This is a genomic window from Sinorhizobium sp. CB7 (assembly GCF_041357635.1).
Lineage (GTDB): Bacteria > Pseudomonadota > Alphaproteobacteria > Rhizobiales > Rhizobiaceae > Rhizobium.
The window spans coordinates 238,499-264,265 of record NZ_JAULLL010000003.1; the positions used below are offsets into that span (position 1 = coordinate 238,499).

21 protein-coding genes and 1 pseudogene are annotated in these 25,767 nt (G+C 59.0%); 13 read left to right on the top strand and 9 right to left on the bottom strand.

From position 1 onward, the window contains the following. Positions 1 to 69 precede the first annotated feature (69 nt). A pseudogene (locus tag AAE029_RS08220) lies at positions 70 to 591 on the bottom strand (FAD-binding oxidoreductase); the annotation flags it as partial. Between the two features lie 71 nt (positions 592 to 662). Beyond that, positions 663 to 1,898 (bottom strand): amidohydrolase family protein, encoded by a 1,236-nt coding sequence (locus AAE029_RS08225; RefSeq protein WP_371072339.1) that lies wholly within the window; start codon positions 1,896 to 1,898, stop codon positions 663 to 665. 105 nt (positions 1,899 to 2,003) lie between these two features. Here AAE029_RS08225 and AAE029_RS08230 point away from each other — a divergent pair, with 105 nt between their 5' ends. The 4 genes from AAE029_RS08230 to AAE029_RS08245 are packed head-to-tail and all read left to right on the top strand — an operon-like array spanning position 2,004 to position 6,681. Next, positions 2,004 to 3,191 (top strand): ROK family transcriptional regulator, encoded by a 1,188-nt coding sequence (locus AAE029_RS08230; RefSeq protein ID WP_371072340.1) that lies wholly within the window; start codon positions 2,004 to 2,006, stop codon positions 3,189 to 3,191. Then, the gene (locus AAE029_RS08235; protein ID WP_371072341.1) at positions 3,191 to 4,177 is read left to right on the top strand and encodes an ABC transporter permease; all 987 of its coding nucleotides are present in this window, start codon (positions 3,191 to 3,193) and stop codon (positions 4,175 to 4,177) included. The genes AAE029_RS08230 and AAE029_RS08235 overlap by 1 nt, the downstream gene beginning before the upstream one ends. Positions 4,178 to 4,198: 21 nt before the next feature. Next, positions 4,199 to 5,158 carry a sugar ABC transporter substrate-binding protein gene (locus AAE029_RS08240; RefSeq protein WP_371072342.1) on the top strand — a complete coding sequence of 320 codons (960 nt, stop codon included), beginning with the start codon at positions 4,199 to 4,201 and terminating at the stop codon, positions 5,156 to 5,158. Continuing rightward, complete coding sequence (locus tag AAE029_RS08245; protein ID WP_371072343.1) at positions 5,158 to 6,681, top strand: sugar ABC transporter ATP-binding protein; 1,524 nt, start codon at positions 5,158 to 5,160, stop codon at positions 6,679 to 6,681. Before AAE029_RS08240 ends, AAE029_RS08245 begins: the two co-directional genes overlap by 1 nt. A 3-nt stretch (positions 6,682 to 6,684) precedes the next feature. Here AAE029_RS08245 and AAE029_RS08250 read toward each other — a convergent pair whose 3' ends face one another. From AAE029_RS08250 to AAE029_RS08260, 3 genes are all read right to left on the bottom strand, one after another. Then, positions 6,685 to 7,821, bottom strand: coding sequence for a hypothetical protein (locus AAE029_RS08250; protein WP_371072344.1), 1,137 nt, complete (start codon positions 7,819 to 7,821; stop codon positions 6,685 to 6,687). Between the two features lie 285 nt (positions 7,822 to 8,106). Beyond that, the gene (locus AAE029_RS08255; protein WP_371072345.1) at positions 8,107 to 8,559 is read right to left on the bottom strand and encodes a hypothetical protein; all 453 of its coding nucleotides are present in this window, start codon (positions 8,557 to 8,559) and stop codon (positions 8,107 to 8,109) included. Next, positions 8,556 to 9,194: a TetR/AcrR family transcriptional regulator gene (locus AAE029_RS08260; RefSeq protein ID WP_371072346.1), complete on the bottom strand. Its 639-nt coding sequence runs from the start codon at positions 9,192 to 9,194 to the stop codon at positions 8,556 to 8,558. Before AAE029_RS08260 ends, AAE029_RS08255 begins: the two co-directional genes overlap by 4 nt. Before the next feature lie 173 nt (positions 9,195 to 9,367). Here AAE029_RS08260 and AAE029_RS08265 point away from each other — a divergent pair, with 173 nt between their 5' ends. The 3 genes from AAE029_RS08265 (at position 9,368) to AAE029_RS08275 (ending at position 14,052) form a co-directional block, all read left to right on the top strand. Continuing rightward, on the top strand, positions 9,368 to 11,581 hold the full coding sequence (locus AAE029_RS08265; RefSeq protein ID WP_371072347.1) for a TonB-dependent receptor: 2,214 nt from the start codon (positions 9,368 to 9,370) through the stop codon (positions 11,579 to 11,581). An 18-nt stretch (positions 11,582 to 11,599) separates the two neighbouring features. After that, positions 11,600 to 12,823 (top strand): MFS transporter, encoded by a 1,224-nt coding sequence (locus tag AAE029_RS08270; protein ID WP_371072348.1) that lies wholly within the window; start codon positions 11,600 to 11,602, stop codon positions 12,821 to 12,823. Between the two features lie 335 nt (positions 12,824 to 13,158). Further along, positions 13,159 to 14,052: an MBL fold metallo-hydrolase gene (locus AAE029_RS08275; RefSeq protein WP_371072349.1), complete on the top strand. Its 894-nt coding sequence runs from the start codon at positions 13,159 to 13,161 to the stop codon at positions 14,050 to 14,052. Here AAE029_RS08275 and AAE029_RS08280 read toward each other — a convergent pair. Continuing rightward, entirely contained in the window at positions 14,043 to 14,936 is an 894-nt protein-coding gene (locus tag AAE029_RS08280; protein WP_371072350.1) for a LysR family transcriptional regulator, read from the bottom strand. The genes AAE029_RS08275 and AAE029_RS08280 overlap by 10 nt on opposite strands. A 558-nt stretch (positions 14,937 to 15,494) precedes the next feature. On the opposite strand from AAE029_RS08280, the gene AAE029_RS08285 reads away from it, so the two are divergent. From AAE029_RS08285 to AAE029_RS08295, 3 genes are all read left to right on the top strand, one after another. After that, positions 15,495 to 17,126: a carboxylesterase/lipase family protein gene (locus AAE029_RS08285; protein ID WP_371072351.1), complete on the top strand. Its 1,632-nt coding sequence runs from the start codon at positions 15,495 to 15,497 to the stop codon at positions 17,124 to 17,126. A 189-nt stretch (positions 17,127 to 17,315) separates the two neighbouring features. Further along, complete coding sequence (locus AAE029_RS08290; protein ID WP_371072352.1) at positions 17,316 to 19,019, top strand: carboxylesterase/lipase family protein; 1,704 nt, start codon at positions 17,316 to 17,318, stop codon at positions 19,017 to 19,019. Between the two features lie 55 nt (positions 19,020 to 19,074). Next, a complete protein-coding gene (locus AAE029_RS08295; protein WP_371072353.1) occupies positions 19,075 to 20,658 on the top strand; it encodes a carboxylesterase/lipase family protein in 1,584 nt (527 codons plus the stop codon). 188 nt (positions 20,659 to 20,846) lie between these two features. Here the strand turns inward: AAE029_RS08295 and AAE029_RS08300 are convergent, their stop codons facing one another. The 3 genes from AAE029_RS08300 to AAE029_RS08310 all read right to left on the bottom strand — a co-directional run bounded on the left by AAE029_RS08300 (position 20,847) and on the right by AAE029_RS08310 (position 22,483). Further along, complete coding sequence (locus tag AAE029_RS08300; protein WP_371072354.1) at positions 20,847 to 21,080, bottom strand: hypothetical protein; 234 nt, start codon at positions 21,078 to 21,080, stop codon at positions 20,847 to 20,849. Positions 21,081 to 21,646: 566 nt separating this feature from the next. Continuing rightward, positions 21,647 to 21,931 carry a hypothetical protein gene (locus AAE029_RS08305; RefSeq protein ID WP_371072355.1) on the bottom strand — a complete coding sequence of 95 codons (285 nt, stop codon included), beginning with the start codon at positions 21,929 to 21,931 and terminating at the stop codon, positions 21,647 to 21,649. A 72-nt stretch (positions 21,932 to 22,003) separates the two neighbouring features. Continuing rightward, entirely contained in the window at positions 22,004 to 22,483 is a 480-nt protein-coding gene (locus tag AAE029_RS08310; RefSeq protein ID WP_371072356.1) for a hypothetical protein, read from the bottom strand. A 333-nt stretch (positions 22,484 to 22,816) separates the two neighbouring features. On the opposite strand from AAE029_RS08310, the gene AAE029_RS08315 reads away from it, so the two are divergent. The 3 genes from AAE029_RS08315 (at position 22,817) to AAE029_RS08325 (ending at position 25,627) form a co-directional block, all read left to right on the top strand. Beyond that, positions 22,817 to 23,554 (top strand): response regulator, encoded by a 738-nt coding sequence (locus AAE029_RS08315; protein WP_371072498.1) that lies wholly within the window; start codon positions 22,817 to 22,819, stop codon positions 23,552 to 23,554. After that, the gene (locus AAE029_RS08320) at positions 23,551 to 24,864 is read left to right on the top strand and encodes an ATP-binding protein (RefSeq protein ID WP_371072357.1); all 1,314 of its coding nucleotides are present in this window, start codon (positions 23,551 to 23,553) and stop codon (positions 24,862 to 24,864) included. Before AAE029_RS08315 ends, AAE029_RS08320 begins: the two co-directional genes overlap by 4 nt. A gap of 106 nt (positions 24,865 to 24,970) precedes the next feature. Next, on the top strand, positions 24,971 to 25,627 hold the full coding sequence (locus tag AAE029_RS08325) for a DUF3313 domain-containing protein (protein ID WP_371072358.1): 657 nt from the start codon (positions 24,971 to 24,973) through the stop codon (positions 25,625 to 25,627). Positions 25,628 to 25,767: the final 140 nt, after the last annotated feature.

Genomic DNA, 25,767 nt, shown 5'->3' on the forward strand with positions numbered 1-25,767 from the left:
GTTTTCCGTATCGATCACCCCCCTTGAGCGCGGCCAGCTCGTGAGCTTGCGCAGACTGCAGCCCATGGCATAAGCGATCGCCAGGCAGTCGGGCATGAGGGAAGCCAGTTGTGCTTCGGCCTCGCTTACGAAGGCTGCGAGGTCCGAAAGCGAGACGGATACGTCGGTCCGCAGATGCCGTCCGCGTTTGGCCTGCCCCTCGACCGTGCCTTCCCGGAAATGCCAGAGCGTTCTTGTCTGCGCTTCGGAAGCGGCGATGACGCCGTCCATGACGAGTTCGCGTTCAAGACCGAGTTCGAGAAACCTCTGCATCAGCTCCGGAATATCGACCAGGCCGGAGCCGGAGATCTCCAGCAGAACATAGGCCGGATGCTCGGCTGAAAGCGGCACGACGAGATCCGGCATGGCTTCCCGCGCCAAGGTGAAGGCTGCCGGCGGCATGAATTCAAAAGCCGACATCAGATCGCAACATTCTCGGCGTGCAAGCCGATAGAGTGCCACGGCATCTTCCAATGAGCCGACGGCGAGCAACGCCGTTTCGCGTTGCGTCGGCAGCGGTGTCAACTTGACGGCGACTGTGGTGGCGATGCCGGGCCGGCGATCGGAACTGGCCCAGAGTCAATGAGCGGTTGCCGATCCGGCTTGGGAGATTGTCGGCAGTCTTAGAAAATTCGACGGCCTGCCTTCATCACGAATACCGGCGCTTCCAAGCTCTTTATGCGTGTCAGCGGGTTGTCGGTCACCGCAATCAAATCCGCACGTTTTCCCCTCTCGATGGATCCGGTCTCCTCCGCAATACCGAGAGCTTCGGCAGCAACACTCGTACCTGCCTGAAGCGCCTGCTTGTGGCTCATCCCGGCGTCGACCGCGAGCGCGAATTCCATGGCGGCCTCCCGCAGCGGATGTGTCGGGGCACCAATCAAATCCGTGCCGAGCGCGAAGCGAACACCGGCCTTCAGCCCAAGCCGCAAATCATGCAGCATGACTTGCCAGTGCCGTTCATAGACTGTCCGCTCCCAATCGGGATAGTGGAAGCTGTCGTAAGCGCGACGATGGAAGTGGACCTGCGAGAGGGTTGTGACAACAATCTTGCGAGCTTCGACCAGCCTGGTCCGCGTTTCTGGCGTGATGCCATAACCATGTTCGATGATGTCGATCCCGCCGTCCAGCGCAAGAACAACCGCAGCTTCACCGATGGCATGTGCGCTTACTTTCAGGCCATTGCGATGCGCCTCCTCGACAGCGGCTTTGACCTCATCCAGCCCGTAAGCGGGAATCTGGCTCAGAGGATCATCCCCCCAGGCGTGATATCGGTCATGAACGCCGCCCTTGGAGAGCCCGAGCTTGATGAAGTCGGCTCCATCGCGAACCCGCTCTCGCACCGCTCGTCTTACGCCATCAACCCCATCAGCAAGTTCTCCGCTAAGACGGGCTGCCGCAAGCGGCGTTCCGTTCGTGTCCCAGGTACCCGATGTGGACGAAATGAACCCTCCCGCCACCTTCAAGGTCGGCCCGTCGGCCAATCCTTCGTCAATCGCCCGGCGAACTTGCGGGCCAATGTTCGAGCCAAGGCATCGCGCGGCGGTAAAGCCTGCCTGCAGCATCTCGCGCAATTCGCTCAATGAACGGGCGGCGCGATAGGCTTCTCGTTCGGTTGCCAGGGTGTGGAGGCGGGTACTGTCGACTCCAAACGTATGGATATGACAGTCGATCATGCCCGGCATAAGCGTCGCGTTCGTCAAATCGATGGCGTCGCATCCCTCAGGTACGGGAATGTCCGCGTTCTTGCCGACGGCAATGATGGATCCTGCTTCGACGAGGACAGCGCCGTTTTCGATGGCATCCAATTCCCCCCCGGCAAGCACGACGGCTGCACTAATCCTCTTGATGTTGGCCATTGCGCCTCGAATTTGTTCGATTTAAGACAAACATTTAAAATGTTATGTACTGGATTTGACATATCAAGTTCTTCATGTCAAACGAATGGCACCGGAGGGGACTTCATGGGCATGGCATCATCTCAGACACGCCTGAGGACAAGCGCACTGGACGTGCTGGCGACGAGCGGGCCGCAATCGCGCGCCGAACTTGCGCGCCGTATCGGCACCTCTCGCTCGACGGCGTCTCTGCTCGTTGCATCTTTGATCGCCGACGGCTTGGTCGAGGAAATCGAAAGCGACGGCGAAGCGTCGAAATCGGCGGGAAGACCAGGGACAAGAGTCGCACTCACCAATCCCAAAGGCTATTACGTTGGGATCGATTTCGGCCGCATCTTCATCAAAGCCGCCGTCTCTGATGCCAACTACCGCATAATCGAACAAATCTCCGGTGATTTCGACATCGACATGCCGGCCGAGGCCGCGCTGGACTTTGCGGCAGAAAAGGTCGATCGGATCGTATCTGCCGCCGGAATTGATCGCTCGGAGATCAACGCCGTCGGGATAGGTGTCCCAGGTCCGGTCGATGCTGCCACAGGCCGTCTTCACGCAGGCTCCATCCTCGCCCGCTGGGTCGGCACGGATGTCCCCGGAGGGTTGTCGAAACGGCTTCGCTTGCCGGTTTATATGGACAACGACGCCAACCTCGGGGCACTCGCGGAAAGCGTTTATGGCGCCGCGCGGCAAGCCAGTGTCGCTCTCTACGTTCTGTTGTCCGTGGGCGTCGGTCTCGGTATCGTCATCAACGGTCAGGTCTTTCGCGGCGCGAGCGGCATCGCAGGTGAACTGGGTCACGTAGTCGTCGATGAGCATGGTGACGTTTGCCGCTGCGGCAGCCGCGGTTGTCTGGAGGCAAAGATCTCCGTCAACGCGTTGGCAAAGGCCCTGAGTGCCTCCCATGGAAATATAACTTCCGATGAAATGTTGAGGCAGGCCGTGGCCGGCGATGTTGGCGCCAACCGGATCGTGGCGGACGCAGGAGCCCTTGCGGGCCGCTCTGTCGGAGCCCTGTGCAGTTATTTCAACCCGGATATCGTCATCGTCGGCGGTGAATTGATGCGGGCAGGCGAAAGCCTGCTTGCGCCGCTCAAGGACTCGATGCGGCGCTTCTCGATCGCTCGAGCCACCGAGAACGTCAGGGTCGTACCGGCTGCTCTCGGCGAACAGGCAGAGCTTATCGGCACCCTCTTGTTTGCGGGCGAGAAGCATCGCCAGGCAGCGACCGTCGCCCAGCTTTTTGGAGATCAGGAATAATGACAACAACCCCGACAGAGGTCCGCCAAGGCCAGGGCAATGGCTCGCGATTGCGCTGGTCGGCGCTGTCCGGCTACGCGCTGCCGATCATATTCGTGCTGCTGCTCATCATTTTCAGTCTGACGATTCCCTATTTCGCCACCTGGGCAAACTTCGCCAACGTGCTGCAGCGCAACTCGATCATCGGCATCGTCGCCTGCGGCATGCTGCTGATGATCGTCACGGGCGGCTTCGATCTTTCGGTGGGAGCGGTCGGCGCCATGTCCTCTGTCGTCGCTGCCGCCGTCATCGTTCAATATTCGATCCCCCTTGGCGTTCTTACGGCGCTCGCACTCGGCCTTCTCGTCGGATTGGCCAATGGCTTCTTCATCGCCAAGATCGGTATTAGTCCTTTCGTGACGACGCTTGCCACCCAGGTTCTTGTCACGGGCTTCCTCTTCGTCGGGACGGCGGCGCAACCGGTCTACGGCGTCCCCGAAGCCTTCACCGTCCTTGGCCTTGGCCGCATCGGACCGGTGCCCATCCCGACCATCATCTTCGCGGTCGTGGCATTGATTACCTGGGCCATTCTCCGCTTCACGACGCTCGGTCACTACATCTACATCGTCGGCGGCAACAAGCAGGCAGCCCGGCTTGCCGGCATCAACGTCGACCGCGTTCTGCTCGTTACCTACGCATTGGGTGCGCTGTTTGCGGCCGTCGCAGGGATCGTCCTTCTGGGGCAGACCAATATCGGCCAGCCTGCGAGCGCCACGGACTGGCCTTTGACCGCGATCGCAGCCGTTGTCGTCGGGGGCGTACCGCTTTCCGGCGGGGTTGGCCAGGTCTGGAGTGCCGTGCTCGGCACCCTTCTTCTCGGCATCATCGCCAATGCTCTCAACCTGCTGGGCGTCTCGCCTTTCTGGCAGCCGGCCGTGACCGGTGCCGTCATTCTCGTGGCCGTCGGCCTCGACAGCTATCACCGCAAGCAGCGCGAAATGCGCTGAAACCCTAGAGGAGGAAATGCAATGAAAGACATCTCTCGCCGACACGTGCTCGTTGGAGCGTCGGCCATTGCCGTGCTCGCCACCACAGGATTGACACGCGCCCAGGAGGGAAAGCGGGTCGGATTCATGATCTGGAACACTTCCGTGCCGTTCTATTCGAATCTGATCAAAATGGCCAAGGAGACTGCTGAAAAGAACGGCATCAAGCTCGACATCCAAAGCGGCAACGGTGATCTGGCGACGCAGATCTCGATCGTCCAGCAGTTCATCGCGCAGCAGGTCGACATGATCATGATCGCGCCGAGCGATCCGAAGGGTATTGTTCCGGTAATCCGGCAGGCCAGCGCCGCCAACATCCCGGTCATGGCGGTCAACACCAAGGCAGACGTCAGCACCGGCGCCAAGGTCCTCACCTATGTCGGCGTCGACGACTTCGCCTTCGGTCAACGTCAGGGTGAACTGGTGGTCAAGGCCGTCGGCGAGAAGGCAAAGATCGCCTACATTCTCGGCAAGCTCGGCACCTCTGCCCAACTCGACCGCGAAGCGGGACTGTTGGATACATTGAAGAAATATCCCGGTATCGAGATCGTCGAAAAACAGGCAGCCGACTGGGACAACTCGAAGGCTCTGGCGATCACGCAGGATTATCTGAGCAAGTATCAGCCGGGCGCCATCGCAGCCATCGTCGATCAGGGTCCTGAGGGCGTCAACGGAGCCAACTTTGCCGCGGAAAATGGACGCACGGATGTCAAGTTCGTCATGGGCGACTACCCGGCCGACGTGCGGAATGCCATCATCAAGGGCACGGTCTATGGAACAGTAAACCAGGATCCTGCCCCGCAAGGCACGACGGCGATCGACGATGCGGTGCTGTTCTTCGCCGGCAAGGCTGACCAGATCCCAACGCCCAATCATTTCCTGGATCTGCCGATCATCACCAAGGAAAATGTCGAGCAGTTCAAGGCTGCCTGGGGCGGCTGATGTCGAACGGTAAGTCGATGCTTCTGGAAATGCGGAACATCCGCAAGGCATTTTCGGGTGTTCAAGTACTTCGCGGTGTCGACTTCTCGCTAAAACCCGGCGAGATTCACGCTCTTGTCGGCCACAACGGCGCCGGCAAGAGCACTTTGATGAAAGTCCTTGGCGGCAATTATGCCGATTACGAAGGCGACATTTTGCTTTTTGGCGAGGATGTCCATCTGCGTAGCCCCAAAGATGCGCTGGAGCGAGGCGTTGCAATCATCTACCAGGACTTCTCACTCGTTCCCGAGTTGACAGTCGCAGAAAACATCGCGCTCGGACGCGAGCCGAAAGGATCGCTGCGCGGGACCATTGCACACAAGAAGATGCGCGAACGATCGGCCGCAGAGGCAGCAAGTCTTGGCATATCGCTCCCCATGGATGAGCCGGTGCGTGCGCTGGGGGTCGGCGGGCAACAACTCACCGAAATCGTGCGAGCCTGCTCCAAGGACGTCCGCATCCTCGTCATGGACGAGCCGACGGCACGCCTGGCGCCAGCGGAACGCGAGCTGCTTTTTGCGACGATGCGCCGGATGGCGACAGAGCGGCAGGTCGGCATTGTCTATATCAGCCATTTCCTCGAGGAGGTCTGCCGGCTGGCTGACCGCATCACATTGATGCGCGATGGCAAGGTCGTCGAGTCAGGCCCCGGCAGCACTTACAGCGTCGACACGCTGGCCCATCTTCTGGTCGGCCACGACATGCCGGAAAAGGTCGTATCAGCAACACCCTCGACCGAGCACCCTCCCCATGAAGAAGCGTTATCTGCTTCCGGTCTGATTATCCATGGACGCCCACCGGTAGACTTCACCATCCGCAAGGGTGAGATCGTCGGCCTTGCCGGCCTCGTCGGATCCGGGCGCACCCGGCTTGCCCGCGCCCTTATCGGCGATGTTCGCTCGCGAGGCTCGATCAGTATTGCCGGCCGACCGATGGGGCGCCTGACACCCGAGAAAGCCACAAGAAACGGTCTTGCCCTCGTGCCGGAAGATCGCAAGGCAACAGGCCTTGCTCTCGGGGCTTCGGTCGAAGCCAATATTGCCGTCAGTGCTCTCGCAAAGTTCATGTCGGTTGCGGGGGTCGTGCTGCCGGGCAGCCGCCGACGGCTGGCGGAAGAGATGATCCGACGTTTTGTCATCCGGCCGCCGGATCGCAATAAGATCGTCGGCAACCTGAGCGGCGGAAACGCTCAAAAAGTACTGTTGGCGCGGGCGGTCGGCTCAAGGCCTGCCGCCCTCATTCTGGATCAACCAACGGCCGGTGTGGACATTGGCGCCAAAGGCGAGCTGCACAAGCAGATTCGATTGGCGGCCCAACAGGGAGCCGGCGTGCTCGTGATCTCCGACGATCTCGATGAGCTTCTCGATCTCAGCGATACTGTGCTCGTTATGAATGCAGGCGCTGTGACTGCGAGGTATAAAAAGGAAAAGATGACGCGTGCGAAGCTACTTGCCGCGATCAGCAGATCGCGAGAAGGCCGCTGATCGTCAGCGGCTCCTGAATGCTTTGAGGGCGTCGAGCATCGCTTGCCCCTTCTTTGTCCCCCGCAGGTCGAGCAGGTCGGTGAAGGTGAAAACACAAACGCCTTCGACAGCCGACGATTCGAGGGCTTCAAGTGCCCGGGCAAACTCATCTGCGGTGATTTCCGCACGACGTCCTCTGCCTGCATGCATGCCATCGAGATAGAGTGCGCTGCCCTGCAAGGTGCATATCGCCTTCTGGCCGCTCCTGCGGATAATGTCGGAAGCGACCTCGGCAGGCCATAGCTCCGACTTTGCGAGGATCTGGTGGTAGGCCATGACCTCGAAAATATCGACCACGCTCGCTAGCATCGACATATCCTGCCCAAATACCTCTTCAACCGCATTGTCGAAGTCCGAACGGAAGAACGGCAGTGTGTTGATCGAATACTGAAGCCCTTGCTTTATCGGGGCCAGTGCATCTCGAATGCGTGCAATTGCCTTGACGGTCTTCTCGCATTTCCAGCGTGTCCAGGCATCGCGATGCTGCGACAGGATGAGCGTTGATGCGTCGATCGGATCGGCAATCGGAACATCCCGGCCCGTGTCGCGGTTGAAACGCTGCAGCGTCTCTTTCGAAAAGCAGTATTCCGGCTTGTCACTGCGAGCGTCTCCGTCCAGCCATGTTTCCCAGAACCCCGGCCAGCGAATGAAGCCAAGGTGCACGGCATCGGGCTGGAGTGCTGCCACCCCGCGCTCCAGCAGCCCGATCTTATGCGCAAGGTTTTCTTCACGATCGGGGGGAAGACCAACGTACCAGTCCTGTTGCCGGCCAGGTTTGCCCCACTGATCAATAGTGACGAGCTCCGGATGCGTCTGTGAGAACAGCGGGTCGAAACAAATGTTGAGGCAGGCGAAATAGGCGATACCGCGCTCCCTCAGAAGCTCGCGAAAAACGACGTCGTCGAGCGCTTCGTAAGCAGCGCGATCGACGTCCGATACGCTGCTGGTCACGGCCGAGTTCGGCATCGGCAAGAACTTGCTCTGCGCAATGACGTAAGTCGCGCCCCAATCCGCGAGCAGATCGGCGGCTTTCTCAGGCGTTAGCCGATGTCTCAGAAACCAGTCATTGTCATAGATTTTTACGCCAAATCTGAGATCCAAAGTTGCCTCCCGCAATGCGCTAGCTCGTTGTCTGATAAAAAGATAGGCACTGCATTGCAAGCCGGTCGCCTTATTCACCCGGGTCGGTGGATTGCTGCTGGGCGAGGCAAATCGAAGTCACTGCGAACCATCGTGCGTGCCTGGCGCAAGGCGAACTAAGCGCTGTCTTGACGGGTCCGAACCGCAGAGCATGCAATCTGCATCGCTGACGTAAGGGTATGACGGCCATGCACCCGCTCCTGGTTTTCAACATGTGGCACGGCGAACTTGTTGAAAAGGCTCCACTTAGCCTGCCCGCTCGTCGGGCGGCGCGTCCTGATGCTGTCCGGCCGATACCTCATGCTGGTCAGCTATCAGCGCCGATATGATTGCATCGGCTTCCTCGACGCTGCCGGCAAGCCTCACGGGAATGCCCAGCATGGCCTGCATTCCTGCGGCCTGCTTTTGCTGAAGGACTTCGTCCGAGGCCTTGTCGAGTACGGAGACGACCCCTCGGCAGGATGCGGCCATTCGGTCACGGTTTTCCTTGAGCCACAACATCCAGCGCTTTTGATCCTCGTGTGAGAGCTCGGCATCCCGTTCCCCCGTCAGCGATAGCACGAAAGCTTGTCCATCGGAGAGCAAAGCCTCGAAATCCGCAATCATCGCCTCGATGCCACTGGCGACCACCTTGCTTCTCTCCGCCAAGATGATCGGGAACCGGCTGGCATCGAGTACGGCAGATTCTGACACCGTCATTCAGCATCTCCATCGTCTGAAAAATTCTTCAGTGGCGGCGCGCCCAGCAGGGTGAGTATCCGGGCCAGGAATTCGTCGTCCGTGGGCAGTTCGTCACCCGTCACCGCCAGGGCATCCCGGATCTCGGTTTGGCTATGAAGCCAGAACTGAACGAGGCTTCCTCCGACAATCATGGCAAGCCCTGGCGGCATATCTGATCTCAGAAAGCCAGCATCCTGCGCTTTTTGAAACAGCGGAACGCCGCGCTCATTGAGAGCCTTCGACCGCGATTCCCGCTCTGCCCTCGGTCCCTCTAGAAGGCGCCACAGATTGAATCGGAACATTGCGGGATGATCGCGCCAATAGGCCATGTAGGTGCGAAGGGCATTGGCGACGCTCTCAGGGCCGAGCGGCTGGTTCATCGCCTTAGCCGTATAGTCGAGAAAATCAGCCGAGATGCGATCGCCGACGAAGTTCCATAGTGCTTCCTTGCTGCCGAAATGGTGATGCACCAGGCTTTGCGAGACCCCGGCGCGGTTTGCGATGTCACGCATGCTTGCACCATGAAACCCGTGTTCCGCGAAGGCAGCCAGGGCGCCCTCCAGTATGAGGTCGCGCGCATCTGGCTGCGAAAAAACTGATTTCAATTCCGGCATCGCGATTCTCCGTTGGGTTTCCTTCCCGAGTTATAATTGCGAAAACCTGACTGATCGAGACATCTATTGACTGATCGCACGATCAGCGCGATATAGCAAGCCGTTCGCAAGTACCCAGAGCAGTGAGCCAAGCCAGGGAAGCGAGACCACGCGTTTCTCAGGACGAGGTTTCTATGAATTCCATTATCGATGTCACGCGCGAGCATACCCATGCCAATCTTTCTCACGATCGGCGGAAAAGGCATTGTGGGACGTCGTTTCTGTCCCTTGCCTTGGCTGCTCTAACATTGCCGCTGCCAGTCGGTGCGCAGGATGCGGGCGACGATGCGGCCACTGTCCTTGAGCCAATCATCGTTACCGCCCGCAAGCGGGAAGAAGACGTCCAGAAAATCCCGGACAGCATAACGGTCCTGAAGAGTGATCGCCTTCAGCTCAATCCCAACACGACCAACGCCGACATCGCTCGTTCCGTACCGAACTTCAGCTATGTCGATTCCGGCGGCCAGAACTCGAACCAGGCGAATATCCGAGGCGTCGGATCGTTCTCGCCGCTTTCGGGCGATGACACTTCTGTCGTCTATTACATGGACGAAGTGCCGCTCTCGGGGTACGGAACGCCGCCTACGCTGCTGGATGTCGATCGAGTCGAGATTCTGCGCGGACCGCAGGGAACGCTGTTCGGCCGCAATACCCAGGGTGGCGCCGTCAGCATCGTGCCGAACAGGCCAGACTTCGAGAATTCCCTTTCCATAAACACCGAGGTCGGAACCGACGGCTACGCGTTCGGGCAACTCACCGCGAACGGGACCATTGTTCCCGATACGGTCGCCGGGCGCCTCGCTTTGAGCTGGTCAAGCTTCGATGGCGACATTCCCAACATCGCTGCCGGCGGCAAGGACGGCGGGGTCGATGTCGGCGCGGCGCGGGGAACCCTGCTGTTTGCACCCGATGCTGCGACCGAGGCGCTGCTGTCGTTCAACTACGGTCGCAACGAGTCGCACTCCCCGCGCTTTTTGCTGCGCGACACGGCGGATTTTCCGACCAGCGCAACAGATCCGCAGACCGATGTCGACAGCGAAACCTATGGCTTCAATTTCCGCTTCAAGCATGAGTTTGAGAATTTTGTACTGACGTCGCTGACCAGCATCCAGCGCAACGATTCCACACAGACGCTGGATATGACCGATGGCCTGGTCTTCTCCGCGCTGACCGGACTTCCCGCCTCCTTTTTCAACAGATCCGGCGCCGACACTGCCGTCATTGATCTCGGCGAGACAGCCTACATGCAGGAGGTCCGTTTTTCGTCGCTGCCGGAAAGCGAGATTTCCTGGACCGCCGGCACTAACTTCTATCGCTCGGAGGCGTCTACGGACCGGTACGCCAATATTGCGACGCCAACCTACTACTCACTGAACGGCACCCAGGACAACGACTTCACCACGAACAGCTATGCCGCATTCGGAGAGGTCACGGTTCCCGTCGTTGATCGCCTGAAGGCCACCTTCGGCCTGCGAGCGACACACGAGGACAAACAGGCCTCGTACCAGTTCAGCGGCGATGGCCTGCCGGGGGTCGTTTCCTTCCATTCAGACAGCATGGAGCTCAGCGATAATGCCCTCACCGGACGGGCGGCACTCAGCTACAACTGGACCGACAGCTTCATGACCTATGCCTCCGTTGCAAACGGACACGTCTCGGCCGGATTTCCTGCGGTCGCGATCAACTCCTATCTCGGCAAGGACGAGACATCCTTCCCGGCCTCCACTAGCTGGACCTATGAGGTCGGCTTTAAGTCCGAATTGCTGGACCAGCGTCTGACGCTCAACGGCTCCGTCTTTTTCAACGACGTCACTAACGGGCATCTTGCCGTTTTCGACGGCACGCAGGCAATGTTCACGGTGGCCGCGCTCGACTATCGCAGTTACGGCGGCGAACTCGAAGCCACGGCGCGCGTCGCCCCAGGTTTCGATCTCTTCGGCGGCATCGGCTATACCCATGCTGAACTGGTCGACGTGCCGCCGGATACGTTGACGGGCGCGGCGTCCGGTAACCGTGTTCCCAATGTTCCCGAACTTACCGGCAACCTCGGGCTGCAATATCGCTGGTCTGCAGAAAGCGTCCGACTGCCGGGCGATTTCGTCGGGCGTGTCACCTACCAGTATGTCGGGGCGAGAGCAGCCAACCCCGCCAACAGCTTCGATCTTGATGCCTACAGCCTCGTCAATGCTCGACTGACTTGGGAGAACAACGACAGGAGCATCTACGTCTTTGCCAACAACATCTTTGATGAACGCTACGAGACCTGGGGTCAAAGCTTCGCAAGCGTCCAGACGGTCAGAGTTGGCCAGGGTCGCGTCATAGGCGTCGGCACGTCGTTCCGGTTCTGATTGCGGGAGGTACCGGCAATGATCGAGGAGACCATGACTGCCCGACCACAGAATTCCCGAGGAGGTGGCGCGCTGATCCTATTGACCGTGGCGCTGATGTATGTTTCGCTCGGTTCGATACTCGGCTTTATTCAAGGCGGCATAGCTCCTGTGTTGCGCTCGCAGGGAATGGAGCTTACCTCGCTGCGCTGGGCCTACGCGCTGTACGTGCCGTTTGGCGTGGCGTTTGCCTGGTCGCCCTGGATCGATCGATGGCGTTGGCCGTGGCTCGGACGGCGCACAGGCTGGATCGTACCGATGCAGGCTGTCGCAGTGGGCGCGGTTGTCGGCGCTGCCACGCTGACGCCCGAGCGCGGAGCCTGGACGGCATTGCTTACCCTGGGGCTTCTGGCGACGGCGTGCTCTGCGACCGTGGATCTGGCGCTTGATGCGCTGACGGTCGAGCATATCCCCGACTCTCGTCGAACGGCGGCGGCCGCCGCCAAGATGGGAGGTATGTCGATCGGCACCGTTCTCGGTGGCGGACTTCTGGTCGCGCTCTATCCGCGCATAGGCTGGAGCGGATCGATGATGTTCATTGCGGGTGTCATGACGATCTCAGGGCTTCTCACCTTCATGCTGGTCAGCACGGATCGCGCTCTTCCCGGTCGCCTCGAGCATCGGCGCGCGGCATTGAAGGAGACGTTTCGCAAGCCCGGGATGAAGGTACGGCTGGTACGGCTCACCCTGTTGGCTTGCACATTGGTCGCCCTCTTCAACTTCAATCGGCTGATGCTCATCGATATGGGGGTGCCGTTGGAAAGGATCGGCAGCGTTCTAGGCACGGCCGCGCCAGCAGCCAATGCCGGCGCTTCCCTGCTGGTGGCGATGCTCGTGCGAACGGTCAGCCCGCGCAATCTCGCATGGATTGTGGGTGGGCTTTGCCTTGCGGCTGCCGGCACGGTGTTGTCGGGATATGTCAGCGGTAGCGCCACATCGGTAATTCTCGGTGCGATTCTTACCAGCGCAGGAGCAGCATCGATGTATGTCGTCCTTGGCAGCCTCATTCTACAATGGGCCGAGGGCACACAGCCTGCCACGGACTATGCACTACTCTACGGGCTCGGTCGGCTGGTCGCGACCATTTCGCTCATGGCCCTGCCCGGATTGATCCAGGCCGTCGGCTGGCCCGCGTTCCAGGCAACGCTGATGGTCGCCTTTGCCATCTCGATTTGGTACTTCATGCGCCTGTTTCCAAAGTGAAGCCATCTAAGCGGTCGGGGCAACAACAGCAGTCGCGAATGACGGCATAAAAGCTGTTGCTTACGCTTACGTCACGAGCTTCACCACGCCGAGATAATCACGAAACCTCAGGAGCCGGGCTGAATTCGCGCTGGCCTGCCTCCGAGGCGGATAATTCAGTCGAATCGACCTGAAGTATCCGCCACTAAATTCAGAGAGTCAGAGCGGGATGTCGCCCGAAAACCGCACACACCTTTCGACACCCCGCTCCAGCTCAAGGAAATAATTGTCGCCGCCGCAACCGTGTGGTCTTTTGATCGGACCGATGGCGAATGTCTGAACCTGGAGCTGTCTGCGTGAACCCTTCCCTGGAATTGTGTTCCTACCCCGATCTTGATGATCGGATCGTAATTGTTCGGGCCGGAGATGAAGTGGACAGCGCGTTTGTACGCACCGAAAGATTCAACGTCCTGATCGATACTCTGGCCACCCCAGAGCTGTGCCAGCAAGCCCTGGACTTGCTCGGAGAAACGGTACGGGATTGTCCGCTGATCGTTATCAATTCCCATATGGATTGGGATCATTTCTGGGGAAACGCTGCTATAGCGGGACGAGCCCCGATTATTTCACATGCTGCAGCACTCGAACGTTTGAGCAATCCTTCTGCGCTGCAGACATTGGGCGATAAGGTGTGCGAAGATCCACGATTTCACAGTGTCAAAATTGTCGAGCCGAATATCACCTTCTCAGGCCGGATGGTGCTTCATGGCGGCGATCTTACGCTGGAACTCATTCATACCCCTGGGCATACGCCCGATCATGTTGCCGTGTGGATCCCTGAGATCCGCGTCTGCCTGGCCGTCGACGCCGTCGAATATCCAATTCCGGAGGTCTGGAGTACATCTCCAAATGACCTGCGCGCGCTCCGTTCGTCACTGAAGCGGATCCGTGATCTGGATGCGAAGTTCGTTATTCCCGCGCATGGCAGGACATCCTCGCCTTCTACGGTAGTCAAGAATCTTGCCTACTTTGAAGACGTGCAGGATCGTATTGGAAAGCTGGACGAAAGGCGGCTAGCAGACCTGGAGCTAAGCCAATTAGCTGGCTTTCGGCTTCAGGATTTTGTGTTGGTCCCGAATGATATCCCCGTGGAGTCGGTCGCCTTCTATGAGAAGTGCCACAGGACCAACATTGATGCGACGATACAGGCTCACAAAGAGCAAGTGTTCTTTGCGAGGGGTCAAAAGTAGTGAAGGCGTTCTGCTGTCCGCTCGATCGCATTGAGTAGCGTCCTCGTACGTGTTTCATCCGATGTTGCATGATCGGCAACGAATACCCGGCCATTCTCAAGTGGCGGAGATACATTGATGATGCCGATGACGCCTTGCAGCGGATAAGCATCGATGACTTTCGTCGGGAAAATGCCGATGCCTAGTCCGGCTGCGACCAGCTGTAATGCGGCATTCAGGCTGGAACAGACGCAGACATTGTCAGGGGTTATATTGTCGTTTGCGAACCAGCCAAGCGTGGCGCGATGCATTGCCGTGGGTGGTGGCGTAGTGATGACCGTGAATTGGGAAAGATCTCGGGGCGTGCCCTTCGTGGTATCCATGAGCCTTGTCGAACCGGCCCAGTCGTTCGACTGAAGGCCGAGAGCAAACAACCGCACGCCCCTCAAACCGAGCGGATCGACGAGAATAGCCAGATCGAGTTTGCCCTCGGCCAGCGCCTGTTCGAGGCCTGCGCTCGTAGCGATCATCCATTCCGGGCGCAACAAGGGAAATTCACTGCGCAAGTCCTCTATCAATGCGGCCATGCAGGCGAATGCGAACCCCTCAGCGACGCCGATCCTCAGCGCCCCTTCTATCTCCGCAGCGCGCGATAGATTGGCCAGATCATCATAGGCGTCGAGAACGATCTTTACCCGAGCAAGGAATACATGCCCATGACGGGTCAGGCGAAGCCCTCGTCCGTGGCGCTCGAGCAGCGGTTGACTCGTTCGCGCCTCAAGCTGTTTGAGGCGAAGGGAAAGAGTGGGCTGTGTGACATTCAACCGGTCGGCTGCCTTCTGAACGTTCCCAAGTTGAACCGTCCAGAAAAATGCTTCGAGTTGTGCGATCGAATAGCGATTCATAAAAAAATCCTATGAATTCGTGCAGCGAATCTCAATTAGACATTTCAATCTTATGCATCAAATATGTTTCGCCGGACACCATGGTAGGGAGGAGGCCATGATGGTGAAGCAAAGCCACCGCGATGTTGTCATCGACTGGAACATCGTGCTGCCGGTGCAGCATGCCACGACGTTGGGAAGCCCTATAAGTTCGCCCCGGACAATCGCAAACGGTGGGCCGAACTTCCGGCCGATGACGGCGTATCGACGTTTCGTCACGCCGTCTTCGGGAGCATATCCGCCTTGTTCGCGAGCCTGCCGGATGGAATGGCCTACATCGTCATCGGCCATTCCTTCGAAGGCAACCATACCGGGGTCAGCGTGGAATGCATGATCGCCCGCCAGCCCGATCAGGGCTGGTGACAGTGGCTGCGGCACTCGGTCTCGTGGACGAGACGACGATGAGCGGGCCGGCCACAAACCTCACAAGTCGACAACTGCGTTCCGGCTAGCAAGTCCCTGGCATTCGGCCGGACAAACAATTGTTGAACTGGACATTAAACGGGAGGATCGTGTTCGATGCAGCAGAAATTCGGAATAGGTTTGAAGGCAATCGCGCTCTGCGCGGCGTTCCTTGGTCTGACTTTGACGTCGTCTGTTGCGAGCGAGTTCGTCGCATCGCAAGACAAGACTGTGGCGCAGACCAAGCAGGGAGCTCTCCTCGGCGCTCTCAACGACGGCATCTACAGTTATCTAGGCGTTCCATACGCCCAGGCAGAACGCTTCATGCCTGCAGCTGAGATCAAGCCATGGAGCGGGATACGGCCTGCGGTCACATATGGCGAAAATTGCTATATCCCGCAGATGAAGGCTGTTGCCGGGGACGAGCTGTTCAATCCGCATCGCTATCTGCCGATGAGTGAGAACTGCCAGTTCCTGAACGTCTGGACGCCGGGTCTGAACGATGGCAAGAAGCGGCCGGTGATGGTGTGGATCCATGGCGGGGGGTTCACCAATGGCTCAGGTATCGAGCTCACCTCCTATGACGGCAAGAATCTCAGCAAGAAGGGAGACGTCGTCGTCGTAACCCTTAACCACCGGCTGAATGTTCTCGGTTTCCTCGACCTTTCGGCTTACGGGGAGAAGTTCAAGCTTTCCGGTAACGCCAGCATGACCGATCTCGTTGCTGCCCTGAAGTGGGTTCATCAGAACATCGAAACGTTTGGTGGAGACCCCGCAAACGTGACGATCTTCGGCCAATCGGGAGGCGGTTACAAGGTACGGGCGCTGATGGGTACGCCGTCGGCCAAAGGCCTTTTCCACAAGGCGATCGTCGAAAGTGGATCGCGGGTGGACTCGGTCACCGACCAGGCATCGTCGCGCAAGGTCGCCGAACTGACCTTGGCAAATCTGGGGCTCAAGCCTGAGGATGTCGGTAAGCTCGCGAGCATAGATTATTATCAGCTTCTCGCCGCCACCGACAAGGCGATCAAAGACGCTACAGCCCAAGGAGCGAAGGACGCCCGCTGGGCTCCGGTCCTCGACGGAGATTTCATTCCCGAAAACCCGGTTGGAACGAAATGGGTCGATCAGGCCAAGGACATCCCCCTGCTGGTCGGCAACACGCTCAACGAATTTGAAACCGTGATCAGCAACAAGACCGCCGATCTCATCGCCGACAACAAGAATAAGTGGAGCGAAGAACAAGCCCGCGCCAAACTCAAGCAGCGTTTTGGCGACAAGGCCGATGCCGTGGGGCAGGCCTTCCTTGAAGCCTATCCGGAGAAAAAGCTCGGCGACGCCTTCTTCGTCGACCTCCGCTTCCGGCCAGGCACGATCCGCGATTCGGATCTGAAGGCCAAACAGGGCGGAGCGCCGGTCTATTCCTATATGTTCGCCTACGAATCTCCCGTGCTGGATGGCATAGCCATGGCTTGGCATTGCTCGGAGTTGCCTTACGTCTTTGCCAACGCCGAGCTGGTGAAGACCTCTACCGGCGGTGGTCCCGACGCAATTGCTCTGTCGGACAAGATGAGCCAGGCCTGGGTCAATTTTGCCCGCAACGGCAAGCCGAGCGCCGAGGGCCTACCGGATTGGCCCGCCTACACGGTTGGGCATGGCGCGACCATGATTTTCGACAAGCAATCCCGCCTTGCCGAGGATCCGGATCGCAAACTGCTGCAAGCGGCAGGCGCTCTTTGGAGCGACTGAAGTCCCGCCAGGAACTGCCGCGGTGGTCGGGCACGCCCTTTGAAAAAAGGCCCCGCTCGATCGAGCCGCCACCCCAAACCGATTTGATCACAAGATGGAAATTGAACCTGTCCGACCATTCGGGCAGGCAGCCCTCAACGGCCGTTTCATATCGGCTCGACCCGGGACCGCAGGAGGAGGATATTGGCGATGCAAACAAAATTAACGCCGAGGATCAGGAACTACTTCCGGCTGGGGGCGGTTGCCATGGTCTTATCGATTGTCCCGCTGACCAGGGCGGCCAATGCACAGCCTGAAGTCGACGTCGTCAAGGTCGAAGGCGGCCTTGTGCGAGGTGTTGCGACAGATGTGCCGGGAGTCCAGGTTTTCAAAGGCGTGCCGTTTGCGGGTCCGACCGGAGGAGAGAACCGCTTCAAGCCGCCACAGCCAGTGCAACTGTGGGACGGAGTGAGAGTGGCCGATCACTGGGGTGATCAAGAGCTGCAGGATATCCATGGAAATCCGGTCGGACAGTTCTGGGGAGACGAGTTTTATTTCGATCCCGCTTTCATGCCGAAAGCCAGCGAAGAGGGGCTGAACCTCAATGTCTGGACGCCCGCGAAAAGCGCCTCCGACAGGCTGCCGGTCTATGTCTGGATCCATGGCGGCGCAAACCACCACGGCTACGCCTCCGAAATGGAGTTCCATGCCTCCAAACTTGCGGCGAAAGGCATTATCGTCGTCGCGATCCAGTACCGCGTCGGCGCCCTCGGATTCCTGGCGCTTCCCGAGCTGTCGCAGGAGAGCCCGCAGAAGGTTTCCGGCAACTATGCGATGCTGGATCAGATCAAGGCCCTGCAATGGGTGCGCGACAATATCGCCGGCTTCGGAGGAGATCCGAATAACGTCACCATCGGCGGCCAGTCCGCGGGCGCCCGCAATTCCACCATGCTGCTGCGCTCGCCCCTCGCCAAGGGTCTCTTTCACCGAGCCGTCATCGAAAGCGGCTCCGCGGGATTCTTCGCTTCGCCGATGATGCAGCTTGCCGAACGCGAGAAGGCGAACGCCAAAGGCATCGAGCAGGTGTTCGGAAAACCTATGACGCTCGCCGACCTGCGCAAAATTCCAACGGACGACTTCATTACGAAGACGGCCGCCGACGGCAAGACGCAGCTCTATGAAGCGCTTCATAAAGCTACCAATCTTCCTTCCCAGCATGCCATCGACGGCTACGTCTTCACCGACGAATCCATCGATCTCCTGCGGCCTGGCGCCCTTGACGGCCTCGACATCATGATCGGCGGTACCTCGAACGAATATAGTTCGCTCAATGGCGGCCCCGACAAGACCATGTCGCCGACCGAGTTCGACGATGCCATGAAGAAGATCGGCTACGACGACGACTGGAAGAAAGTCTACAGACCGTCCGATCCGCGGGAGGCTTATCGCATGTGGCTGCGTGCCAGGGCCGACTACAATCTGCAGAACTATCTGGTCTCCTCGGAACTGGTGAAATCGAGAAACAGGAATCTGCGCGTCTACGATTTCTATTTCAACCATGCCCCACCCGGTCGCGATTCCGAGTTCTACGGCTCATTTCATTCGTCGGACCTCTGGTATTTCATGAATTCGATGCGCGACGTTCCAGGCCAACGGGCTTGGACCAGCGCCGATTATAAAATGGCCGACACGATGTCGTCCTACCTCGCCAATTTCGTCAAAACCGGCAATCCGAACGGAGCCGGTCTTCCCGAATGGCCACAGACATCCGCCGACACCGGCGGCTCCTTCATTTGGTTCCGTGACGGCTATGCCTATCCGGCAAGACAGACCCCTTATCCGGAGAGGGACGCGCTCAACCGCCAGGCGGTCCTCAAGGCCCAGCATCTCTCCGCCTCGGATCTGCCCCGGTAAGGGCCGTCACGCCAGCATTGTGCAAACTGCTATGAACATCGACAAAGGAGGAAACATGACGTACGGGAATTTCCGCAGCGGCCGCCATCAGGGCATCGCCGCACTCATGGCCATCACCGGTCTGCTTTCCGTTTCGAGCGCGGCGCTGGCGCAGACGGTTTACGCGCCCGTCGGACAGATCATCGGCACGCAATCCGATGGCCTTGTCTTCTATCAGGGCATACCCTATGCGGCGCCACCGGTTGGCAGTCTCCGCTGGGCCGCACCCCAACCTGTGGCGCCCTTCGAGGAGCCCTTCATCGCTGACAAGCCAGGAAACGAGTGTGTCCAGAAGGCGATTTTCTGGCGGCCCGGCAAGGCTGCGAGCTGGAACGAGGATTGCCTTAGCCTGACGGTCTACGTGCCGTCCTCCGGCGGCAAGAATATGCCGGTCATGGTCGGCTTTCACGGCGGCGGATCGGTTAACGGCGCCAAGACGGATTGGGATCCGAGAGAGCTGGCAAAGGACGGCAATATTGTCGTGACGATCAATTATCGTCTGGGTGCCACAGGCTTTCTTGCGCTGCCCGAACTCAACAAGGAATCGAAGGACGGAAAAAGCAGCGGCAACTACGGCGACCTCGACAAGATCCAGGCACTGCGCTGGGTCCATGACAACATCTCTGCCTTTGGTGGCAATCCGGAACGTGTAACGATTGCCGGACAGTCTGCGGGCGCCAGAGGCGTCTGCTTCGCCGTCGCCTCGCCGGAAGCGAAAGGGCTCTTTCAAGGCGCCATCATTGAGAGCGGCCGGGACTGCCCCAGCATCTCCAACGAGGAGGCCGTCAAATCCGGCGAGGCGTTCGTCGAAGCCATCGGCTGCGCGAGGACTTCCGATAGATTGAGCTGCCTGCGTGCCAAATCTCCCGCCGAGATTCTTGACGCCCAGACAAAGTCCAAGATGACGATCAGCACAGTCTATGGCGGCTATGCGCAACCTCTACAGACACTGAAGGCTTTGGAAACGGGCGAATTCAATCGCGTGCCGATGATCATCGGCAATACGCGCGACGAAACCCGCGTCTTCGTCTACGAGGCGAACGACCTGCTCGACCAGCCCGTAAATAGAGCTCAGTACGAATCCGAGGTGCGTTCGAGAATGGGCGATAAGGCGGAGGCGGCCTTCAAGATCTACGGCGACGGAGTTGACACCAATCCGGGGCTGGCTCTGGGGCAACTGGACGCGGAACAGAAATATATCTGCCCAACGAGCCTCGCCATCGTCGCCGCTGCAAAGTGGACACCTGTTCACGCCTACGAGTTCGCTGACGTGAGCGCCCCGATCAGATCCTATGCAAACGTTCCTCCTTCCTTTGATCTCGGTGTACCCCATAGTGCCGAGCTGCCTTATATCTGGGGGGAAGACACTGTGGTTGGCGGGCTGACATCACCACAAAGGAAACTTGCTGCACTGATGCGAGCCTATTGGAGCAGCTTGACCGCCCCCGATGGTCCAAGTGGGCTCAGCGACTGGCCAGCGTTCACCGGGCAGGATCCTAGGCGGATTGTCTTCGAGGCAGGAGGCATGATCAAAGTCATTGCCGAGAGCGACTATAGGGCCTCGCGCCATTGCGATCTGTTTAGTAACAAGACAAACTAAACATGTGAGACGCAGCCTGCGATGGCGCATTGCAGGTTTCGCTGTCACCGACCGCGATCCCACTGTTAACAGCCCCTCGAGCTGAACGGTAAGCGGACACGAACCGCAGTCCTCTGTTATCGAGTTATGGTGCTTTAGGTTGCGATTGCTACTACTTTGATGGCGAGGCTATTTTCGTCCAGGCATGGTTATTTATTTACGGTCTCCGTAAGATCAAGCCGCTCGAGCATCTTCTTGAGCTGCAGGTTCTCTTGATGGAGCTGTTTGGCCAACAGCCTCTTGAGTCGCTGGCTTTCCGCATCGAGGGCGGCCAATTCCTCAAAGGAGACTGGATCGTCACCAGCCACGGATAGCTCGCCTTGATCTTCTTGTGCATCCATCGAAGCAGGCGCAGCCGCGGTGCCCGGGAATATCTTGTCCATCAGGCTAGGGTCTGCGAACGGGCTGCGATCGCATCGCACCGACTACCTTGCGGCAAATCCTCGGTTACCCTCGAAGCTGGCGCGCGGTCTCACCAAGGGCGCAGCCCTTATCCATTCGGATCCAACAAAGGCAGGCACCTTACTTCACGATCAGTTCTTCTCGCAGAGCGAAAAGAACCTCGTCGTCAGCACAGTCCAAGACCAAAAAGCGACTGTTGCGTCTCCGCCTGCCTTGACGCAACAGCAGTTCAAGCAGAACTTGGATTTTATGCTGCGCTTCGGGCACGACGTCGGACAAGTTGCTTATGCCGACGTGATCGACGCCCGTTGGATAACTTCCCCGTGAATGCCGGCAAATATCCGGTTCCGACCGTCCTCGATCAACAGAACGGGACACCCGGACATAAGCGGCCCGATTGGTCAGTCTCGGTGCAGCAAATCAATATCAACTGCACGCCGATTCTCTTTCATCGGCGCTTCCGGCTCGGGGTGGAACCTGCTGAAGCAAAGGCGACGCCCCGTTCGAACCCGTGCCGACCAGATCAATGAAGCCTTTCTTCGTTCTCTCATCGGGCAACGGTCACGAGCTGCTCCGCTCCAGGGGCCAGGCAGTCGACGAGGATCGTCGACATGTAGCAGGCGAGCGCGAGTTGCATCAGGAACGTGACTATACGCCGGGCCGTTCCGCCCGCCGACCTGGTATTCGTCGCAGCCCAGCATTGCACGGCGCCCGCGCCCACATAGAGAATGTTGAAGGTGGCAAACTCATAGAAGCGGATGCCGATCAGGGCGAAGAGCGCATTGCAGAAGAAGCAGCCCACCATCTGCGGACGCAGATCGCCCGCAAGCATTCGACGTATGGTGGCGGAGAACGATCTAGCACCATCGCAGTGAGAGGTGTTCAAAATCGGGTTTGGCACAATTTACGACCTTGTTCCCTGCCGCGACCGTAAGGGTTGCGGATAGGCGGGCCCGGAACACATCTGCTGCCACAGCCGCCACAGACGGGCAACACCGCTAGCAGCAGCGGTCGCTGTCACCCCCGTCTGAGATTCTGTTGCCAGTACCCTGGTCTGGCGGGCTCCAGTCAGTGCACCGACCCTTTTGAGAAATGCCTTGCTGTCGAAACGCCGAAGCGCTCCCTCACACTCAAGGCCGCGCACGACGTCGAAGAAGACTTCGATGTTGACGACCGGCATCGGTCGGATATGGCGGACGATATCGATATCCGACCGGGTTGCCACCGCGAGTGCGTATTCGGACGCATACAGGGCTTCATGCAGTTCCGCGACCGACGACACCGCCATCGCAGCATAGCCGCCTTCTCTAAGCTTCGCGACCACGATGCGGGCTGCACCAACCGGAAGGAATACGATGGTCTTGAGTTCGTCTGTGGTCTTCAAAGGACTAACCTCCATTCGGCAAGTTGCATAGAGACCGCTACCACCTTCGATCACTGTGGAGTGTTCTGTTTTGTTGCGTTTTATTGGCAGCCGGATGGGACTGGCGCATGCCGCCGTCTCGCAACAATTCGCAACATAAATGAACATCCCTTTGCAACGGAGCTGCTATCCTGGCGGACCGCAGCCTGGGGTTGGCAACGATCGACAGGTTTCTGGCAACGACATCAGGATACGGATTGGCTTCGACAGACTTCGCCGGACCCTGTAAACCCCGGGAAGAAGGGCCGTCCGCGGTAAGAGCGCGAAGACTCCGGCTCCAGGAAGAGAACGATGATGTCACAGGATCGGGCGGTGTCTGGCAGAAGCCACATTTTGATCGTCGAGGACGATGAGGATATCGCCGGAATGCTGGTCGACCTCGTCAAGGACAACAGCTTCGATGCCACTGCGGTGAAGAGCGGAAGCGAGATGGACCGCGTGCTGACCAAAGGCCGCTTCGACCTTGTGGTGCTCGACGCGATGCTGCCAGGCGAGGACGGCTTCAGCATCTGCCGGCGCGTGCGCGCGTCGAGCAAAACGCCGATCGTCATGCTGACGGCATTGCGGGAGGATATCGACCGGATCATCGGACTGGAGCTCGGCGCCGACGACTATGTCACGAAGCCGTTCAACCCGCGCGAACTCATGGCGCGGATCAAGGCAATCCTGCGCCGGGCATCCTACGCTTCCGAAGCGGCGGGAGAAGATCTTTCCTCTCTGACGTTTTCGGGCTGGGTCATCGATCCCAGGAGCCGACAGCTTGTGGATCCTGACGGCGCCCATGTGTCGATGACGACGGCCGAATTCGACTTGCTGCTTGCGTTCTGCAACAACCCCAACAGGGTGCTGACCCGCGAACAGCTCCTCTCGATGACCCATGCCGGAGCGGCCGGCCCGGTGGAGCGAAGCGTCGATGCCCACATCAGCCGTTTGCGGCAGAAAATAGAGCCGAACCTCAAGGATCCGACATTCATCAAGACAGTGCGCCTTGGCGGCTATCTGTTTGCGTCGAAAGTGGAACCTCTGTCGTGAGGCGTCTGTTCAGGGCCTCCATCGGGACGCAGATCGCCGTACTGGCAGCGACACTGATTGTCCTTGTCTCCGTCGTGGCGACCGTTTCCGAGCCGTTTATCTACGGCCGTCATGACAAGGGCATCCAGATTGGCCTGTTTGCGGGTCGGGCGGAAACGATCTTCGACGAATACAGGAATGCCGATACGGCGCAGAAGGAAGATGCCGCGCTCGATCGCGCCGCGAGATCAGGCATGCGTGTGGAGCGGGCATCGGCCGAACAGCTTGTCAAGGCAGGCCCGGTGCCGAGCGATGTCGCGGACCGGGTCAGGGCACTCCTCGAGGACAACTTCTTCAGTACTTTGAGGCATTTGTTCGATGAACGCCCGCGGCCGAACATCCTCGTCGTTCCGGCCGGCGCAGGGCGCGGGCTCGTCTTCCACCTGCCGGTGTTCCCCAGATATCTATGGTTCGCGCCTGCCGTTGCGAGCGGTCTTCTGAAAATTCTCGTGCCTCTGGCGCTGCTCGCCTATTTCAGCGGCTGGCTTATCGTGCGCCCACTCGTTGGCTTTGCAGCCGCAGCCGAGCGGGCAAGTATGGACGACACCCTCGAGGAGCCCTTCGCGGCCGAAGGTTCGGCGGAAATCCGCAGTCTGGCGGCTTCCCTAAACGTGATGCGCGGCCGCGTTCTGGAGCTGATGGGAGCCCGCACCAGAATGCTGACATCGGTCAGTCATGACCTTCGCACCCCTCTTACGCGGCTGCGCATGCGCGCCGAACGCTGCGGACAGGCCGACCTCCGGCAGCAGATGCTGAAGGATATAGAGACGCTGGCGGCCATGGTCGACGAAAGCCTGGCGTTTCTGAACAACGCCATCGAAGAGCAGATGAAGGTGGAACTATCAAGCCTTCTGCAGACGATTGCGACGGACTTCACTGACATGGGCGTAGACGTCGGTTTCCGAGGTCCGCGGCGCGTCATATATACCTGCAAGCCTCGGGCGATTTCTCGGGCCATATCCAACCTGGTCGATAATGCGTCCCGTTTCGCCACGAAAATCGAGATCGAACTTCAGACGGCCGCCGACGGCACAATCCTTATCACCGTCAGCGACAACGGACCCGGACTGACGGACAAACTCAAGGGTCAGGTTCTTCAGCCGTTTTTCAAGGCGGACGAGGGACGCCCGGTCACAAGGCGCGGCGGCTTCGGCCTGGGTCTTCCCACGGCGCACGGCATCATCACGAAGGGGCACGGGGGAACGTTCAGGCTGGCCGATAGAGAGCCGCACGGGCTCGTCGCCGAGATATCACTTCCACCCTTGCGCTAAGACCGTCCGGAACCGCCAATGTTTTCTTAAAAAACAGCACACAACGCAACAATTGGGCCGCCTAGAAGACGCTTCATCTCGAATGATTGGATGGAGCCCCTAATTTATGAGATCTCTTAAAACAGGTGTGTTGATCGCTTCGTTATGTTCGACCATCGCAGGATGCACCACTGCCGATCCAGTGGCCTACGCGGGACTGGCATCGGCGACACAGCTCAAGCCGAACACGGAAGACAAGTCAGGTCGGACGCCATATCGCTACAATGTTCCGACGGACTGGAAACAATACAACAAGATAATCGTGGAACCGGTCGTCCTCTACCGCGGCGCCGACAACCAGTTCGTGAAGATGTCCGAGACGGACAAGGCGGCACTGGCGAGCTACATGCAGAGCCAGTTCACCGAGATACTGAAGCAGCAGTTCGCGATCGTGAGCATGCCGGCGCCCGGGACACTTCGGCTGCGCCTGACGCTTGCCGGCGGCCGAACCACGACGCCCGTGCTGGGGCCCTTCTCCCATCTCGATGTCGCAGGAGGTGTCTACAACACCGTTCAGGCGGTTCGTGGCAAGGAAGGCACCATGACGGGCTCCACGAGCTATGCCGTCGAGGTCTATGACGCCGTGAGCGACCATCTTCTCCTGGCATATGTATCCAAGCAATATCCGAATGCGGTGAACATAGGCGCGAGTTTCGGTTTGATGGCGGCCGCCCGCGTCGGCGTGCGCAAGGGTGCCGAGGATCTGCTCGCGCAGATCCGATGAGCACCATTTCAGCGCCTGCAGGCTGGAAGCGGGCTCTTTGAGCCAGAGCTGCCCGATGCACTCAGGCCCGGAGCCTATAACGGCTCTCCGTTCAACTTTGGCGCTTGTAACCGCCTCCAATGCAAAATAATCGTAAGAGG